Here is a 16408-nt window from a genome sequence, read left to right on the forward strand (position 1 = left end):
CATCATGAAGAAAATCCAAGCTCGCCTGGCCATCGCCGTAGCGTTCGTTGGTCTGACGTCGCTGCCGGCCGGACTGTCCCACGCCGCCGGCCTCGTCCGCCTCACGGTCATGGCCTATGGCGTGGACGGCTTCGACGAAAAATATCTGGAGAAGGTCATCCGGCCTTTCGAAGCCGCGCATCCGGACATACAGGTGAGCTACTACCCGGTCCGGGACTCGCGCAACGCCTTGGCGGTGTTGCGCGCGCAGCGCCTGGCGCCGCGCGTCGACGTCGTGATTCTCGATCCGTCCAATGCACGCCTGGCCCAGGCAGAGCGGCTGATCGCACCGATGGATCCCAAGCGCATCCCCAATGCCGCCGACCTGGGACCATTTGGCCGAGAAATGGGCTTCTGGGCGCTGCCGGCCATGTACGATTCCATGACGCTCGTCTATGCCAAGACGGCCTTTGCGCAGCCACCCAAGAGCTGGCGGGAGATGTGGGATCCGAAGTACCGCGGCAAGGTCACCATGGCCACCAGCAACGACGTCAACGGCAGCATGGTGGCGATGACGATGCTGGCCAAGCGGCTGGCCGGCGCGCCCGACGGCATTGGCAATTTCGACGCGGCCATCGACTATCTGGAAAAGCTCGCGCCGAACGCCCTGACCTGGACGCCCCGCCCGAATCAGTACTGGCTGGTGGCGGAAAAAAAGGCGCTGTTGGCAGCAGGCTGGAATTCACGCGGCCAAAGCCAGATGGACCGCCTGGGCGGCTATGGTTTGACCGTGCCCCAGGAAGGAACCATCGCGGTTCCCATCCTGATCGCCCGGGTGGCCGACCGCCCCAATGGCGAGGCGGCGCAAGACTTCATCAATTATTCACTCGGTCCGCAGGCGCAGCAGGCCTTTACCGAAGCGATGTACTACGCGCCGGCGAACCAGAAAGCCAAGATCAGCGAGGCTGCACGGGCTCGGATACCGCTGCTGTCGCCGAACATTGCCTCGCGGCTAATCCCGCTGGAATGGGCAAACCTGACCTTCGACCATATCGCCAAGCTGCGCTCGGGCTGGCTGACCCGGGTCATGAAACCCGTGCCATAGTGGCCGACGCGCTACGCCCCTGTTTTCCGGCCCCCAGTACCGGAATTGTCTGATGGTGCGGTGCGGTACCGGATTGTTACCTTGATTCCCGTGATGAATGCACCGCTTTTTCAAGCCGCGCTGCTGCATCACGAGACATCCGACCCGCTCTCACTTTGGCTTTCAGACAATCATGAAACACCACTCCAGCAAGCTTTTCGCCGCCCTCGTGGCCTGCGCCGCCAGCGCCGGCGCCCTCGCACAGACGGCCCCAGCCGCTGCGCCCAGCTTCAAGATCACCGTCACCGGCACCATCGCGCCGGGCAGTTGCACGCCGTCCTCGGGCGACCTGACGTTCGACATGAAGAGCATCAATCCGAAGTCGTTGAACGCCGACAAGGTCACGACGCTCAGCGGCATCACCCAGAAGGTCAAGATCACCTGCACCGCCGACACCGCGATCGCGCTGAACGTGACGGGTTCGACCAAAGCCTCGGGCAAGGCCTACGGCTCGAACATGGACAACCATCCGGCCGGCACGTCCACCTACGAGGCTTCGCTGTATGACCTGGTGAACCCCTCGGATAGCAACAGCCGCGTCGGTGTTTACGCCATGCAGTTCCGCAATTTCACGTACACGGGTGGCGGCACGGGTTCCGTCGCCACCAAAGCGGTGGTCATCAAGAGCGACGACAAGGTCTCGTGGTCGTACAGCGACAACCTGAATGGCTGGGATACGGCGCAACTGAAGCGGGACGGCAGCAACTACGTTTCGTTCGCCGACACCAAGGCCAACACCGTCCCGGTTCTGGCCAGCACGTTCGAGGGCGACCTGATGATTTCGCCGCTCATCCTGGCCAAGAAGGACCTGAAGCTGACCGGTGACCTCAAATTCGAAGGCGGCGCGACCATCACGCTGAACTACCTCTGATCCGCGTCTGCTCGCGCAGCGCAGGCTTCGATATTTCGAGAGCAATCATGAAACACCCACACTCCAGCAAGATCCTGTTCGCGGCACTGGCATGCGCCGCCGCCGCGACGGCTTCGACCGCCCACGCCCAGGCAACCAAGGCAGCGACCCCTGCCGCGCTGCAAGTCAAGGTCGGCGGCGTCATCACCCCGGGCAGCTGCACGCCGGCGGCTGACGCGTTGTCCTTCGACATGAAGAAGCTCAATCCCGCGTCGCTGAAAGACAACGCCGAAACCCCGCTCGCCCCCATCGTCCAGCGCCTGTCCATCAAGTGCCAAGGCGATGCCGCGGTGGCCCTGTCCGTGGCCGGCACCGCCAAGGCGGCCACCGTCTCGGAAGACGCGCTTGATCACAAGGCTACCGGCATCAATGCCGAAGCGAAAAAGGGCTACATCTACGATCTGGTGGACGCAGCGACGTCGAACACCCGCATCGGCCGCTATGTCTTCCAGTTTCGCAACTTCAGCTACACCACCGCGGCGGCCAACGGTACGGCGGCCAAGGCCGTGGTCGTGAGCAGCACCGACAGGGCTGCGTGGACCAATGCCGCCGATACGGCAGCCAATGCGGCGCAGTTGAAATCGGATGGCACCAGCTACGTGAGTTTCGCCGACCCGGCCACGCCCGCCGTGCCGGTATCCGCCTCACTGTTCGATGGCGACATCATGATCGGCGCCGTCATCCTGCCGAAATCGGCGCTGACGCTCAACACCGACCTGTCGTTCCGCGGCGAAACCACCATCACCCTCAGTTATCTCTGATCGGCATGCCTGTCGGTGCATTGCGTGCACCGACGGGCACACCCCCTACGACAATGAAACTCGGAACTCTGCTTGCCTGGTCCTGCGCCATCGCCCCACTCGCAAGCCTGGCGCAAAACGCGCCCTTGAACGTCGCGGTACAAGGGGAAATCAAACCCGCGGCCTGCACGCTGCAGATCGCCCAGCAGGCCATGTTCGACTACGGCAAGGTGAAAGTGCAGGACCTGAAACAGAACACCTACACGCTGCTGCCGGCGATCGATCGCGAGCTGCGCATCTCCTGCGAGGCGAAAACCACGGTGGCCCTGACCATCAGCGACGCCAATGCGGGCCTGGTGCCGTTCAAGGACGATATCGTCTTCTTTGGCGGCCATGGCAAGAGCTGGTCGCCGGCCCGGCAGTACGGCTTGCGCAACGCCGCCGGGCAGGCCATCGGCTCCTGGGCGGTGCAGCTGGTGCCCGGATTCACCGTAGATCAGAAGTCCACCGACTCGATCTACAGCGGCGATAGCGGCAAGACGTGGGAGCCTTCAGTCGGCAATTTCTTCCACGACGACGGCAGCCTGGAAACCTGGAGCGAACCCGGCCGCAAGCAACCGGCATTCGGCTACGAGTTCGTGGGAACCGTGCGGGCACAGGTGGTGTTGGACCGAACCAGCCAGCTCGGCGTGGCCAATGATGTTCCCTTCAGCGGCGGCGCCGTCCTGACGCTCGTCTATCTCTAACCCCTCATGTCGCCTTGCGCCGGGATCGCCGGCTGATCATGAAGCCTTACCTGAAATTCCTTCACGCCTTGCTGGCTGTCATGTTCAGCGCGGCGAGCCTTGCCGCGCCTGCCGAGCCAAGATCGCCCAGCTGCCGCATTCAATTGGGCGGTGGCGCGACGGTCAACTACGGCAAGATCAAGCGCAACCTGTTGCGTGCGGCTGACGCTGCCGCGCTGCCGCCGCAGCAACGCAGCGTGACGATTACCTGTGACCAGCCGGCGGCGATCGCGCTGCAGCAGTCGAACAGAGAGGGTTTGGCCAGCCCGGCGGCGGGCAGCAAACTTGGCTTGGCGCCGGAAGCCAGCCACGGTATCGGCCTGGCATCCGGCAGGCCCCTGGGAGCCTTCGCGCTGCGCTGGCGCCGGGAGGGCGCCACGCTCGACGGTATTCCGGCGCCGTTGATTGTGTCGTCCGATGGCGGCGCGACGTGGCGGCTGATGGATGCCGACACCGTCGTCGGCGCCACCGACCTGATCGCCTGGTCGCGCGGCGAGCAACGCCGTCCGGCCAGCGGCCGCACGCTGACGGTGAGCGTGCGGATCGAAACGGCCATCGCGCCGACCTCCACGCTGTACCTGGGCCGCGAGGCCCTGCTCGATGGCTCGATAAGCCTGTCAGCCATTTTCCAGTAGGCCGTCCTGCCGATGGCCAGTCAACCCAGGTCGGCACCGGCCGGCTTGAACACGTCTATTCCTGCTGATATGAAACCCTTACTGACTTGCGTTTCCCTGGCCTGCGCCCTGCTGGCCAACACGGCCGGCGCCGCCGGCGTCGTCCCTGAAACCTCGGTGTTGATCGTTGACGAAGCGACCGGCGAAGGCACCATGACCGTGCAAAACACCGACACGGCGCCGGTATTGCTCTATACCACCATCGAGAACATCGCCGAAGACCCGGAAGAGCTGGTCGTCGCGACGCCGCCCATGGCGCGGCTGGAGGCCGGCCAATCGCAACTGGTGCGCTTCATGCTGACCAAGAAGGGTCCGCTCGCCACACAGCGCCTCAAGCGCGTGGCGTTCGAAGGCATCCCCTTCGCGCGCGGCGCCGACAACCAGATCCAGACCACTTTCCGCCAGAACATCCCGATGATCATCCAGCCGCGCGCGCTGGAAAAATTGAAGGACCCCTGGACGCGCCTGACCGCCACGGCCGATGGCGGCAAGCTGCGGCTGTGCAATGACAGCGGCTACGTGGTGCGCCTGGCGCAACAGGCCCGCCTGGACAGCCGCAATACCGTCCTGCCGCTGCCCAAGACCTATCTGCTGCCTGGTGAACGCGTTGAATTGCCGACCCGCGACCAACCCGCCAACGGCAGCACGGTCACGATCTGGCCGGCCACCGTCTACGGCTACGCCGCGGGCAGCTACGCCATTCCTTTGACGAGCGGCTGCAAGCCGACCTCCGTGAAATGAATCCGCTCGCGTACCCGGCAGCGGGCCTGGCCGCGCTTATCGGCATGACGGCCTGCGCTACCGCGTTCGCACAGCAATTCGATCCTCAAGCGCTGAAGCGGCTGGGCATCTCGCCCGAAGCGGCCGCATACTTCAGCAAAACTTCGCGCTTTCTTCCCGGCACCAGCCGGGTGCGCCTGAAGGTCAATGGCGCCGATCTGGGCACGATGGACGTGCGCTTCAACGACGAAGGCACGCTGTGCTTCACACCCGAACTGCTAAGCCGCGCGGGGCTGAAGGTGCCCGATGGCACTTCGGAAGAAGCCTGCCAGGACTACCGCAAGGCCTATCCGGAAACCGACATCACGCAGCTGCCGAATCAGTCGGAGGTTGACATCGTCACGCCGCTGGCAGCGCGCGCGCCCGTCGACCAGGCAATACAGGGCCAGTATGCCTCCGGCGGCACCGCCGCCATGATCAATTACAACGTAAGCGGGGCGCGTAGCGGCAGTGGCGATTCGGGCTACCAATATCTGCGCGCCTACAGCGAGACCGGCCTGAACATCGCCGACTGGATCCTGCGCAGCCGCCAGGACTATTACTCGCAGGGCGGGAAGTCGACCTTCACGCAGGGCGACACGTACGCGCAGCGCGCCATACCCAGCCTGCGCGCCACCTTCCAGGCGGGTCAGATCTCGCCTGCCGGCTCCTTGTTCTCGGTCGGCACCCTGCGTGGCCTGCAGCTGTTTCCCGAATACGCGCTGCGGCAGACGCAAGCCTCGGGCGTCAACTTCAATGGCATCGCCAATAGCCAGAGCCGGATTGAAGTGCGGCAGCTGGGCACGCTGATCCTGATGACGCAGGTGCCGGCTGGCGCCTACACCATCACCGACGTGCCTATCATCAGCGGCAATTCCGACCTGGAAGTGCAGGTGATTTCCACCAATGGCGAACGGCAGCAGTTCACGGTCCCGGCCGCGTCGTTCGGCGCCGTGCGCAACACCACGGCGCAAGGACTGTCCATCGCCGTGGGACGCTACCAGGCCAGCCGCGGCAGCGACAGCCAGACGCCGCTGGTGGCCACCGCCAGCAATGGCTGGAACCTGGGAAGCCGCAGCACCCTCAGTGCCGGCGCATTGCTTTCCGCCCCCTATCGGGCGCTGGCGGTCACCATCGCGGCGTCGCCCACCGACGCCCTCAGCGGCTCCATCGGCGTGCGCGCCTCCAGCGCGGTCGCCGACGGCGCCAAGCGGCAAGGGCAGCAGATCGCGGCAACCCTGTCCGTCTCTCCCATGGAGCGGCTGTCCACCAACTTTTCAGCCACCTGGCAGACGGACGGGTATCGTGACATGGCGCAGGTCTTGCAACGCTCGGACACCCCCCACACGGCCAGCCGCGCGAGCCAGACTTACACCGCCGGGGTGTCCTGGTTCCAGCCGACCCTGGGCGCCATTTCCGCCAGCTATACCGCCAGCCGCCTCGCCGGCCTGGACGCCACGCGCCAGCGCGCCACGCTGTCGTGGAGCCGCAGCTTCGGGCGCACCTCGGTCACCCTGTCCGCGGCGAAGGACCTTAGCGCGGACACGCGCGCTCGCTCCGATAACCAGTACTTCCTGACGCTCAGCTTTCCCCTGGGCAGCGCCAGCGCCGGGGTGTATGCCAGCAAGGCGGGCAACAGCAGCGCCATTGGCGCGAGCTATTCGGATACGGTCAGTCCGCAGTTCAGCTATAGCCTGGCGTCCAGCGTGGCCAATCCGGGCAACGCCGTCAATTCGTCGGCATCGATCGATGCGCTACCGCGCTACACCCACGTGAACCTGTCGGCCAACCGTGACGCCCAAGGCAGCGTGTCGACGAACTGGGGCTTGCAGGGCTCGGTCGTGGCGGCCGGCGGTGCCGTGGCCTTTTCCCCCTACGAGGTGGGCGATACGTTCGGCATCGCCAAGGTCGGCGACCTGGGCGGGGTGCAGCTCCAGACACCCGCGGGCCCCGCCTGGACCGACGCCTGGGGTCATGCCGTCATTCCCGGCCTGCCTGCCTACAGCGAAAGCTCGGTGGAAATCAACACCACCAGCCTGCCGCGCAATGCCAACCTGCCCAACGGGGTGCAGTCGGTCAAACCCGCGCGCGGTTCGGTGCAGGTGGTGGACTTCAACCTGCGTCAGGTGCAGCGCTATCTGCTGTCGGCCGTCTCCGCGGCCGACCAGCAGCCGTTGGCGGAACGCCTGCCGGTGATGGACGCGCGCGGCAACCTGATCACCCTGGTGGGTAAAGGCGGCCAGATTTTCCTGGACGATGCCTACGCGATGCCCTTGCAGGTGTCCTTGACCGATGGCGCGAAATGCTTCCTGGACGTCCAGCCCATCGGCAAGCCCGATCCGGACCTGCCCTATCAGGAGGCGCAGGGCGTGTGCCGCGCGACGTCACCGGCCAGGAACGGCTGACGACGGCGCGGGCCGCACACGCACGGACTCGCCTGGCGTCAGGCGGTAACATGGCGGCATCCCATGACATCCGCCCCGCTTTCCTCGCATCGCCTGGTCTCCTATTTCCGGAGCGGCGACCTGATCCGTAGCCGCGGCATCAGCGCACGCGTGGCCACCGCCACGCTCGATATTCCCGTGCCGCCTGCCCGCCTGGTGGCCGACTGGGCGCGCGAGATCGCCTCGAACGTGGCGCTGGAACCCGGCGATGTTGAACAGATGCCCCTGGCGCGCACCATGGCCCGGTGGCCCGAATACCGCGCATGCCTGCGCGCGATGCAGGACTGGACTGGCGCGCTCGGGCTGGGCGACGTGCTGGCGTCCAGCGACCTGGCGTTGATGGCCTGCCGTGGCGCCCGTTACCATCACGACGGCATGCAGTACGGCAGCGCGGCCTTCTGCAATCTATTTGTCAGCGAAGACAAGGGGCTGGACCTGATCTACCCCGGCACGGGCCAGCGCATTGCGCTGATGCGCGGCACGGCCGTGCTGTTCGACACCTGCCAGCCGCATGGCGTGGTGCCGCGCGGCGCCCGCCGCTTTGACGAAAGCGACTTCCCCGACAGCCGCGACCTGTCGCAGTTGTTCCTTACCTGGGAACTGCCGATCGAAGATCCCCGCGTGGCGGGCGCGCTGGATGTCGCTTTCGATATCGATCCCGCGGCCGCGCAGTGGGATGAGGAACAGGTGCGGCAGAACGGCGCGCGCCTGGGCGTCAAGCCGGATTCCGGGGCCTGGGAACCCCTGGCGTGACAACGGACCGCAAGGCGTCCAGGGTCATTGGCACGATGTAGCCGCGCCATGCGTGCAGCGGCCATGCCGTTCCAGGACTCGGAGACCTGGCCCACAACAGCCTGTTTTTATCGTATTGGCAGGTTCTTTTGTTCGCATCGACCTTCCGGTATATTGATCCGGCCCCAAAAATCTCCTGGCGACGATTCCGATGCTCCGCTTATCCACCCGTTTGTCTTTCCTTCTGGCTGGCGCGCTGGCGACCGTGGCGCTCGCCACTCAGGCGGCTCCGCTGATCGTCTACACCGGCACCTTGCAGGGCGCCGGCGAGGTCGTGATGGAACTGGATGCCCAGGCGGCGGCCAATGGCATCCTGACCGGCCGCTATTTCTATCCGAAATCGGGCGTCGACATTCCCCTGAAGGGGCCGGAACAGGCCCTGGCCGAACCGCCGCCCAACTGGAAACGCGAGCAAGCGCGGGCGGGCCAGAAAGGCGGCGCCGCGCCCACTGCCGCCACCTGGCAAGGCACGCGCGACGCGCAAGGCTACCGTGGCACCTGGACGGATGCCCGCAACGGCAAGCAACGCGCGTTCGACCTGCGGCGCGTCGCCGAATACAACTCCAAATCCATGCCCGCCACCGGCGTGAACAACGGCATGGCCACCCTCCCCGAGATCAACGCCGAGCAGGCTCCGTACGACACCCTGAAGATGAACGGTCACGCCGAGCCCGTCGGCGAAGATATCGGCGCTGGCGCCGTGACCTACCGCATGTGGCGCGACCCGCGCACGCAGTTTCTGTACCCGCGCCTGTCGCGGCATCCGGACGAGCAGGTGCGCAAGCGCGTCAACCATCTGCTGGAACAGCGCCACTGGCGCAAGAGCCTGGGCGCGTTGCAGTGCATGGGCGAGGCCTACACCGCCAATGGCGACATTCCCAACACCGGCACGCTGGGCAACTTCGACGATGAAGTCATCACCGTCACCTGGCTGTCGCGCGCGCTGATGACCGTGACCGAAAGCGGCAGCCTGGATTGCGGCGGCGCCCACCCCAGCAACCATTTCGAACCCTACACCTACGACCTGCTGCGGGGTGAATACCTCGACTGGAACCGCATCTTCGACGCCTATGTGCCGGCAGACAGCGGCCGCCCCAAAGCCAGTCCGACCTTGACCGGCATCACCGCTACCGTGCAGCGCACGCTGGCCGCAGCCGAAGCCGAGGGCAACACCCAGGATCCGTCCAAGGACGGCTGCTCGAGCCTGTGGCCCGACTACCTGACCCTGGGCACGCAGGCACCCGGCGCGCTAAGCCTGTCGGTATCCGGCGTCGGCCATGCATCGGGCGTCTGCCTGGGCACGCTGGCGCTGGTGCCGTTCGTGGACCTGGCGCCGTACCTGAAGCCGGGCGGGCAGGCGTATCTGGCGACGGACTGAACGCGACAGACGTTCATCGCGGCGCCAGGACCCGACGCCCGTCCACGGCGAGGCGCCCGGCGCGCGCCCGGCTACCCGGACGCGCCAAGCCTGCCTGCTACCAGTAGATATCCTGGTTGTAGTACTTATGCAGGTCGCGGGCCCAGGTCTCGTCCGCCATGCGCGGCCAGTTGTCCTTGTCAAAACCAGGCGCGTTCTTCAGGGTTTCCTTGTCCACATGCAGCACGAAGCACTTGCGGTCGGTATCCAGCTTCAATGCCGCCCACGGAATGGCGAAGAGCTTTTCGCCCATGCCCAGGATGCCGCCGCGCGACAGCACGGCGTAGGCCACGCGGCCGCGCGGCACGTCGATCATGATCGCCTTGATGTCGCCGAGCGTCTCGCCTTCGGCGTTGTAGACGTCGTTGCCTTCCAGCGTGTTGGCGGCCATGACTTCCGGGCCGGGTCCCTGCGCCGAGGTCTTCGGGCCGCCGACAATATTCGTTTGCTGTTGTTCCATCGCTTCTCTCCTATGCGGGGATGCCCGCTGTCCATCGTGAAATATCGGAATGCCGGAGGGCGCTAGCGGCGCCGGTACTCCGACATGAGGCACACCCCGGCCAGCGCACCCACCAGCGCCGCCCCGGCAATGCTTTTCCAAGCGTTTTCATGCACATAGTCATCCGTGGCCACGGACACATCCCTGGCCCGCCGCCATGCCTTCTTTTTCAAACCACGGGCCTCGGCCCGCGCGGCATCGAGCTGCTCCTTGAGGCGGTCACGCGCCGCCTCGACCTCCGCGCCGCTGTAGCTGGCCGTGGTACGTAGCAGGTTCTCGGTCCCCGAGATCAGGTCGCGCAGCATCGTGCCGTCGCCGTTTCGTGTAGTCATGGCACCTCCTTGAAGAAATGACCGGTTCAATCAGGCCTGTCCCGGCCTGCCCCGGCGCAATCCACGTCCGGGGCCATCCCCTTCCGCAAGTTCCGTGCCGGACCGTGATGCTGGCGGGCAGGGCCGCCCGCCACCGGCTGATGATTCAGCCTGGCGGGTCAGGTCGTCCAGAAAGCGGGAATGAGGTGCGGCCACGTGGGGCCGGAACCTGCCTGCCGTGCCGTCAGCGGTCGATTCAGGCGCCGGACGCGGCCGCGGCCAACGGCGCCATGGCCGGCCCGATCAGGGCCAGCAAGCGCGAGCGGCTGACGCCGTCGCGGGCTTGCACCGACAGGCCGTGCAGCACGGCGGCGTAATAGTCGCCCAGCGCCTGCACGTCGGTGCCCGGCTTGAGTGCGCCGCTGCGTTGCGCGGCGTCGAGGCGGTCGATGATGGATTGCGTGCGGGCCTTGCGGTGCGAGGTCAGCCAACGCATGACCGACTCATTGTCCGCCGCGTAATTGGCCGCGGCCGTGACCACCATGCAGCCTTGCGGCCGGCCCCGGCGGGTGTAGACCGCGACGGCGTCCTGCAGCAGTTTTTCGACGGCGGTCCGCACGTCGGCGGATTGCAGCGCGGCTTGCGCAAAACCGCCATCGCCCGCCTCGTAACGTTCCACCGCCTCGCGGAACAAGGCTTCCTTGGAACCGAAGGCCGCGTACAGACGCGCTGACGCGAGCCCTGTCACCGCCACCAGATCGGCCATCGACGTGCCCTCGTAACCGTGCTGCCAGAAGGCCAGCATGGCTTGCTGCAATGCGAGGTCACGGTCGAATTCCCTGGGTCTGCCTGCCATATCACGCCTGAAGAGTTGGACTTTTTCGTAGTGTACCGCCGCGCCTACCGGCAGAGCCGCGCACGGGGCCGCTTGCAGTGACTGCCATTTTCCGTCTATTCTTTGTCGTTCGACAAACAATTGAAGCCGACCGAATCCCGGTGGGCCAACGACAGAGATACGTCATGCAAACCCTCAAAGGCCCCAGCATCCACCTGGCGCAATTCAGCGACGCCGCCGCCCCGTTCAACAGCCTGCCCGCCATCGCCGAATGGGCGGCCGGCCTGGGCTTCAAGGCCCTGCAGATCCCCGCCTGGGACCAGCGCCTGTTCAATGTGGAATTGGCCGCGACCAGCCAGGACTACTGCGACGAGATCACCGGCATGCTGGCCAGCCACGGCCTGGTGATCAGCGAACTGACAACGCACATCTTCGGCCAATTGCTGGCCGTGCACCCGGCCTACGACGCAATGTTCGACACTTTCGCGCCCGAGCAAGTCCGCGGCAATTCCCAGGCCCGCACCGAGTGGGCGCGCCGCAACCTGTTGCTGGCGGCGCAGGCCTCGCGCCGCCTGGGCCTGACGGACATGGGCACGTTCTCGGGGTCGTTCGCCTGGCCCTACCTGTTCCCGTTCCCGCAACGGCCCGAAGGGCTGATCGAGACCGCCTTCGATGAACTGGCGCGCCGCTGGCTGCCGGTGCTGGACGCCTGCGACGAGCAAGGCGTGAACCTGTGCTACGAGATCCATCCCAGCGAAGACCTGCACGATGGCGCGACCTTCGAGATGTTCCATGAGCGCGTCGGCGGCCACGCCCGCTGCGCCATCCTGTTCGACCCCAGCCATTTCGTGCTGCAGCAGCTGAATTACCTGGATTACCTGGACATCTACAAGGACCACATCCGCATGTTCCATGTGAAGGATGCGGAGTTCAATCCGACCGGACGCCAAGGTATCTACGGCGGCTATCAGTCGTGGGTGAACCGCGCCGGACGCTTCCGCTCGCTGGGTGATGGCCAGGTGGATTTCAAGGCGATCTTCTCCAAGCTCGCGCACCACGGCTATCAAGGCTGGGCCTCGCTGGAATGGGAGTGCTGCCTGAAGGACCAGGAGACGGGCGCGCGCGAAGGCGCCGCCTTCATCAAGCAGCACATCATCCCCGTGACCGGCAAGATTTTCGACGACTTCGCGGGCGCCGCCATCGACGCGCGCCAGATCAACGCCATGCTCGGCATCGCCTGAGCCATTCTTTTCCATCACCCAATAACGAATCTGGACATCCGCAGTCATGACGCATCCCCACGACGCTTACCTTCCGCCCGGCGCCGACTTCTCGCACCGCTATCTCATCGTGAACGGCGCGCGCCTGCATTGCGCCATCGCCGGCAGCGGCACGCCCGTGCTGCTGGTGCCGGGCTGGCCGCAGACCTGGCTGACCTGGCGCCACGTGATGCACGCGCTGGCCAGCCACGGCTACATGGCGATTGCCGTGGACCCGCCCGGCACCGGCGACTCCGACCATCCTCAGGGCGGCTACGACACCGGCGCGATTGCCGCCACCTTGCATCAGTTGATGGCGCAGCTAGGTCACACCCGCTATCAGGTGGTGGGCCACGACATCGGCATGTGGGTGGCCTACGCGCTGGCCAGCGACTTTCCCGGCGCCGTCTCGCGCCTGGCCTTGACCGAGGCCGTGATTCCCGGCCTGGCGCCCGAGCCCACGATCTTCGCGCCGCCGGGCGACAACGTGTTCCTGTGGCATTTCATGTTCAACCGCTTGCCCGACCTGCCCGAAGCGCTGATCGCCGGCCGCGAACAGGCCTACCTGACGTACATGTTCGACAAATGGTCGCACCGCCGCGACCGCGTGGCCGCGCAGGCCTATATCGACGCCTATGCGGCCCCCGGCGGTCTGCGCGGCGGCTTCGCCTACTACCGCGCGATTCCCGAAACGGTGCGCCAGAACACCGAGCGCGCACGCCAACAGCTGGACATGCCGGTGCTGGCCATCGGCGCCGAACACGCCACACGCGACGCGCCGCTGGTGACCATGCAACGCGCCGCGTCCGACGTGCGCGGCGCGATCATTGCCGATTGCGGCCACTTCGTCACAGAAGAATGTCCGGACGAGTTCCTGGCACATCTGCTGCCGTTCCTGTCGCGCGAGGGTTGAGCCATGCCGCTGGATCCTCGCATCAACGACTACCTGCGCCGCCTGTCATCCGTGACGGCGCCACTGGATCTGCAGGCCCGCCGCGACGCCGCCGAGGTCGCGCTGCGTGAATTGCACGGCCCGCTGGAATCCGTGGCAGCCATCGACACGCACATCGCGCCCGGCCACGATGGTCATGCCATCCGCGTACGCGCCTATACCCCTGATGGCACAGCGACCGGCGCGGTCTTGCCGGCCTTGGTATTTGCCCACGGCGGCGGCTGGTTCCAATGCTCGCTGGAGCTTTACGACAACCCGTGCCGCGCGCTGGCCAACGCGACGCAATGCAAGGTGCTGTCGGTGGATTACCGGCTGGCGCCGGAAAGCAGATTTCCGATTCCGCTCGAGGATTTCTACAGCGCGTTGACCTGGGTGGCCCGGCACGCAGACGGGCTGGGCATCGACCCCGCGCGCATCGCGGTGGGCGGCGACAGCGCGGGCGGCAACCTGGCCGCGGCGGCCGCGATCCTGGCGCGAGACCGGGGCGGTCCGGCCATCGCGCACCAACTGCTGTGCTATCCGGTGGTGGACCACAATTTTTCCACCGAGTCGTATCGCGCCTACGGTCAGAATTTCTTCCTGACAGAAGCCGTGATGCGTTACTGCTGGTTCACCTATCTGGTGAACGAGGCAGACGGCGCGTCTCCCTACGCGTCGCCGCTGCGCGCCGACCTGACCGGCTTGCCTGCGGCGACGCTGCTGATCTGCGAATACGATCCGTTGCGCGACGAAGGCCTGGCCTACGCCCGGCGCTTGCGCGAGGCCGGCGTGGAGGCGCGCGACCATCTGCTGCCGGGCATGGTGCATGCCTGCATCCACATGCTCGGGCTGACGCCGGATGCGCGGCGGCTGTTCGACCTGGCGGGCGAGGCGCTGGCATAGCGGGGCCGATGGCAAGGCCTTCACGCACGGGCCGCTGGCGCAACCACCAGCCCTCGTCGAGCCGGCCCGGTTCAGAACTGCCAGCGCACCTCGATCCGGGCGGTATGGTCGCGGTTGGCGTTGGCGTACTGGCCCGCGTAGGCCAATCCGATCGTGGCGCGGCGGCTGACGGCCAGATCGGCGCCCACTTCCACCAGCGCCGCGTCGCGGGCGATCGGCGCCCCGGTGACCGTGAACGCCTGGCCGGCATCAAAGGCCAGGCGCGAGGTTGGCGTCAGATCGCCGAATGCATGGCGCCACCCCAGGCCGGCCGACACCGAGCCCGCCATCGTGCCCAGCGTCACCGCTTGCTTGCCGCGCAGGCCGAGCGTGGTCGTGGTGGTGTCGTTCTTGCTCGATTCGCCGGACAAGGCGGCGCTGCCGCCGGATTCGCTGAAGCCTCGCACCCGCTGACCAGCCCAGGCGAGGCCCGCGTAGGGTTCCAGCGTCAGGCCGTCAGCCACGCCGAAGGCATAGCCCAGTTCGGAGAAGACCTGCGTGGTGTTACCGCCGTAGTCCGCCGTCAGCGTCTGGTTCAGGCCGCCCGCGCCGATCTGACGACGGGTATGGATGTCGTGCCAGGAATACGCCACGCCTGCCATCAGGTTGAGCTTGCCCGCGCCCACGGCGAAGGCTTTGCCGCCATACACGATTGCGCTGTAGCTGGAGATATCGGCGCGCGAGGCCAGGTCGTCCACCGACAGCCGCGAGTCGGTGTAGCCCACCGCGCCGCCCAGGCGCCAGCCCCCGCCGATAGCGCTGTCCGCCCCCGCGAACACGCCGCCGGTGTGCTGGCGCGCGGAGGCCGTGTCGCCGCTGGCGCCGATGCTTTGCCAATTGCCCACGAGTTGCGCCCAAGCGGGACGCGCTTGCGATGCGGGCAAGGCCAACGCCAAGGGCGCCGCATCACTGACGCCGGCCGCGGCGGTCGCCGCGCCAGGCGCGCTGCCGGCTGCCAGGTTGCCCCGTAATTGCGCCAACGGTGTATTGCGCGCCATTCCGGACAAGTTGTTCAAGCCGGACGCCACCGTGGCGTGCGCTTCGCCCGACAGCCCCGAGAAGAAACCTTGCGGCGCACCGACAGGCAGGGAGATCGCCGCACCATACACGCTGTGTGACGCCGGCATCGATTCGACCGCATTGGCCGCGGCGCGGGCATTGCGGCCAGACACAAGATCGGCGAAGCGCAGGGGTGTGCCGCCGGCGCCTGGATCAACGGGCGTGCCAGGATCCACGGGTGGCACTATCGTGCGTGTCAGCGTCAGCGTCACCTGCTTGTTGTCGGTCGAGTACGACAACGACGGGGTCAGGTAGGCCAGATCGGTGGTGACGCCGGCAAAGCGTGATACGCCAAAGGTTCCGCCCGCCGTCAGCACCACTTGGCTGAAGTGTTCGTTATAGGTCCCGGGTTGCGCCACGACATCGACCGTGGCGCCCGACAGCGCCGCACGGCCGCTGACATCCAGCCGGTCCATGGCGGTCGGCGTGGCGCGCACCGCGTAGATGCCGTTCGTGCCAAACGCCAGATTGCCGCTGAGGGCAACCGTGGCCGTCGTACCGCCCGAGAGCTGCAAACGGTTACTACCCATCGGGGCGAACACCACGTCGCCCAGGGTCGTGGAACCCTGCCCCAGCACCAAGGTATTGCCCGTGCCCGCCAGCAAGATGGCGGTGCCGCGGGTGCCGCGTCCGTCCAGACCCGCGATGATGGTTCCCTGTTGAGTCACCAGCGTGCCATTGCCGGCCACCTGCACGCCGACGCCTCCCAGGCCGTAGACAGCCGCCGCCCCCGACCCGGCATTGCCGCCGCGGATTTGACCGGTATTGAGCAGGCTCTGGTTATCGCCCGCCAGAATCACCCCGGCACCACCATCGCCTCCGCGGTTGACGACGATCACCGACGCATGACTGATATCCTGCGCGATCACCCGGCCGCCGCCGCCTCCGCCCCCGCCCCAGATCTGCCCGCTATTGGTCAGCGCCGCGC

General features: G+C 66.4%; 16 protein-coding genes. 12 read left to right on the top strand and 4 right to left on the bottom strand.

Annotated features, from left to right (window positions below; all coding sequences use genetic code 11):
- Window positions 1–4 precede the first annotated feature (4 nt).
- The 9 genes from A9974_RS20365 to A9974_RS20405 all read left to right on the top strand — a co-directional run bounded on the left by A9974_RS20365 (window position 5) and on the right by A9974_RS20405 (window position 9605).
- Window positions 5–1084: a PotD/PotF family extracellular solute-binding protein gene (locus A9974_RS20365; RefSeq protein WP_183005991.1), complete on the top strand. Its 1080-nt coding sequence runs from the start codon at window positions 5–7 to the stop codon at window positions 1082–1084.
- A 172-nt stretch (window positions 1085–1256) separates the two neighbouring features.
- Complete coding sequence (locus tag A9974_RS20370; RefSeq protein WP_183005992.1) at window positions 1257–1994, top strand: hypothetical protein; 738 nt, start codon at window positions 1257–1259, stop codon at window positions 1992–1994.
- Between the two features lie 47 nt (window positions 1995–2041).
- The gene (locus A9974_RS20375; RefSeq protein WP_183005993.1) at window positions 2042–2794 is read left to right on the top strand and encodes a hypothetical protein; all 753 of its coding nucleotides are present in this window, start codon (window positions 2042–2044) and stop codon (window positions 2792–2794) included.
- Window positions 2795–2847: 53 nt separating this feature from the next.
- Window positions 2848–3519, top strand: a complete 672-nt coding sequence (locus A9974_RS20380; RefSeq protein ID WP_183005994.1) for a DUF1120 domain-containing protein — start codon at window positions 2848–2850, stop codon at window positions 3517–3519.
- Between the two features lie 38 nt (window positions 3520–3557).
- Window positions 3558–4193: a DUF1120 domain-containing protein gene (locus A9974_RS20385; protein WP_183005995.1), complete on the top strand. Its 636-nt coding sequence runs from the start codon at window positions 3558–3560 to the stop codon at window positions 4191–4193.
- Window positions 4194–4262: 69 nt separating this feature from the next.
- The gene (locus A9974_RS20390) at window positions 4263–4973 is read left to right on the top strand and encodes a fimbria/pilus chaperone family protein (RefSeq protein WP_183005996.1); all 711 of its coding nucleotides are present in this window, start codon (window positions 4263–4265) and stop codon (window positions 4971–4973) included.
- On the top strand, window positions 4970–7396 hold the full coding sequence (locus tag A9974_RS20395) for a fimbria/pilus outer membrane usher protein (RefSeq protein WP_183005997.1): 2427 nt from the start codon (window positions 4970–4972) through the stop codon (window positions 7394–7396). Before A9974_RS20390 ends, A9974_RS20395 begins: the two co-directional genes overlap by 4 nt.
- 63 nt (window positions 7397–7459) lie before the next feature.
- On the top strand, window positions 7460–8188 hold the full coding sequence (locus A9974_RS20400; RefSeq protein ID WP_183005998.1) for a hypothetical protein: 729 nt from the start codon (window positions 7460–7462) through the stop codon (window positions 8186–8188).
- A 190-nt stretch (window positions 8189–8378) separates the two neighbouring features.
- Window positions 8379–9605 carry a hypothetical protein gene (locus A9974_RS20405; protein WP_183005999.1) on the top strand — a complete coding sequence of 409 codons (1227 nt, stop codon included), beginning with the start codon at window positions 8379–8381 and terminating at the stop codon, window positions 9603–9605.
- 97 nt (window positions 9606–9702) lie between these two features.
- Here A9974_RS20405 and A9974_RS20410 read toward each other — a convergent pair whose 3' ends face one another.
- The 3 genes from A9974_RS20410 to A9974_RS20420 form a co-directional block, all read right to left on the bottom strand.
- Window positions 9703–10104 carry a PRC-barrel domain-containing protein gene (locus A9974_RS20410; protein WP_183006000.1) on the bottom strand — a complete coding sequence of 134 codons (402 nt, stop codon included), beginning with the start codon at window positions 10102–10104 and terminating at the stop codon, window positions 9703–9705.
- A gap of 62 nt (window positions 10105–10166) precedes the next feature.
- On the bottom strand, window positions 10167–10475 hold the full coding sequence (locus tag A9974_RS20415; RefSeq protein ID WP_183006001.1) for a YqjD family protein: 309 nt from the start codon (window positions 10473–10475) through the stop codon (window positions 10167–10169).
- A 235-nt stretch (window positions 10476–10710) separates the two neighbouring features.
- The gene (locus A9974_RS20420; protein ID WP_183006002.1) at window positions 10711–11310 is read right to left on the bottom strand and encodes a TetR/AcrR family transcriptional regulator; all 600 of its coding nucleotides are present in this window, start codon (window positions 11308–11310) and stop codon (window positions 10711–10713) included.
- A 164-nt stretch (window positions 11311–11474) separates the two neighbouring features.
- On the opposite strand from A9974_RS20420, the gene A9974_RS20425 reads away from it, so the two are divergent.
- The 3 genes from A9974_RS20425 to A9974_RS20435 are packed head-to-tail and all read left to right on the top strand — an operon-like array spanning window position 11475 to window position 14382.
- On the top strand, window positions 11475–12530 hold the full coding sequence (locus A9974_RS20425; RefSeq protein ID WP_183006003.1) for a sugar phosphate isomerase/epimerase: 1056 nt from the start codon (window positions 11475–11477) through the stop codon (window positions 12528–12530).
- Between the two features lie 46 nt (window positions 12531–12576).
- A complete protein-coding gene (locus tag A9974_RS20430; protein ID WP_183006004.1) occupies window positions 12577–13461 on the top strand; it encodes an alpha/beta fold hydrolase in 885 nt (294 codons plus the stop codon).
- Window positions 13462–13464: 3 nt separating this feature from the next.
- On the top strand, window positions 13465–14382 hold the full coding sequence (locus A9974_RS20435; RefSeq protein WP_183006005.1) for an alpha/beta hydrolase: 918 nt from the start codon (window positions 13465–13467) through the stop codon (window positions 14380–14382).
- A 71-nt stretch (window positions 14383–14453) separates the two neighbouring features.
- On the opposite strand, the gene A9974_RS20440 is transcribed toward A9974_RS20435, so the two are convergent.
- On the bottom strand, window positions 14454–16408 hold a 1955-nt coding region (locus tag A9974_RS20440), incomplete at its 5' end, for an autotransporter outer membrane beta-barrel domain-containing protein (RefSeq protein ID WP_255468254.1).

This window comes from Achromobacter sp. UMC71, from assembly GCF_014170305.1.
GTDB lineage: Bacteria > Pseudomonadota > Gammaproteobacteria > Burkholderiales > Burkholderiaceae_B > Achromobacter.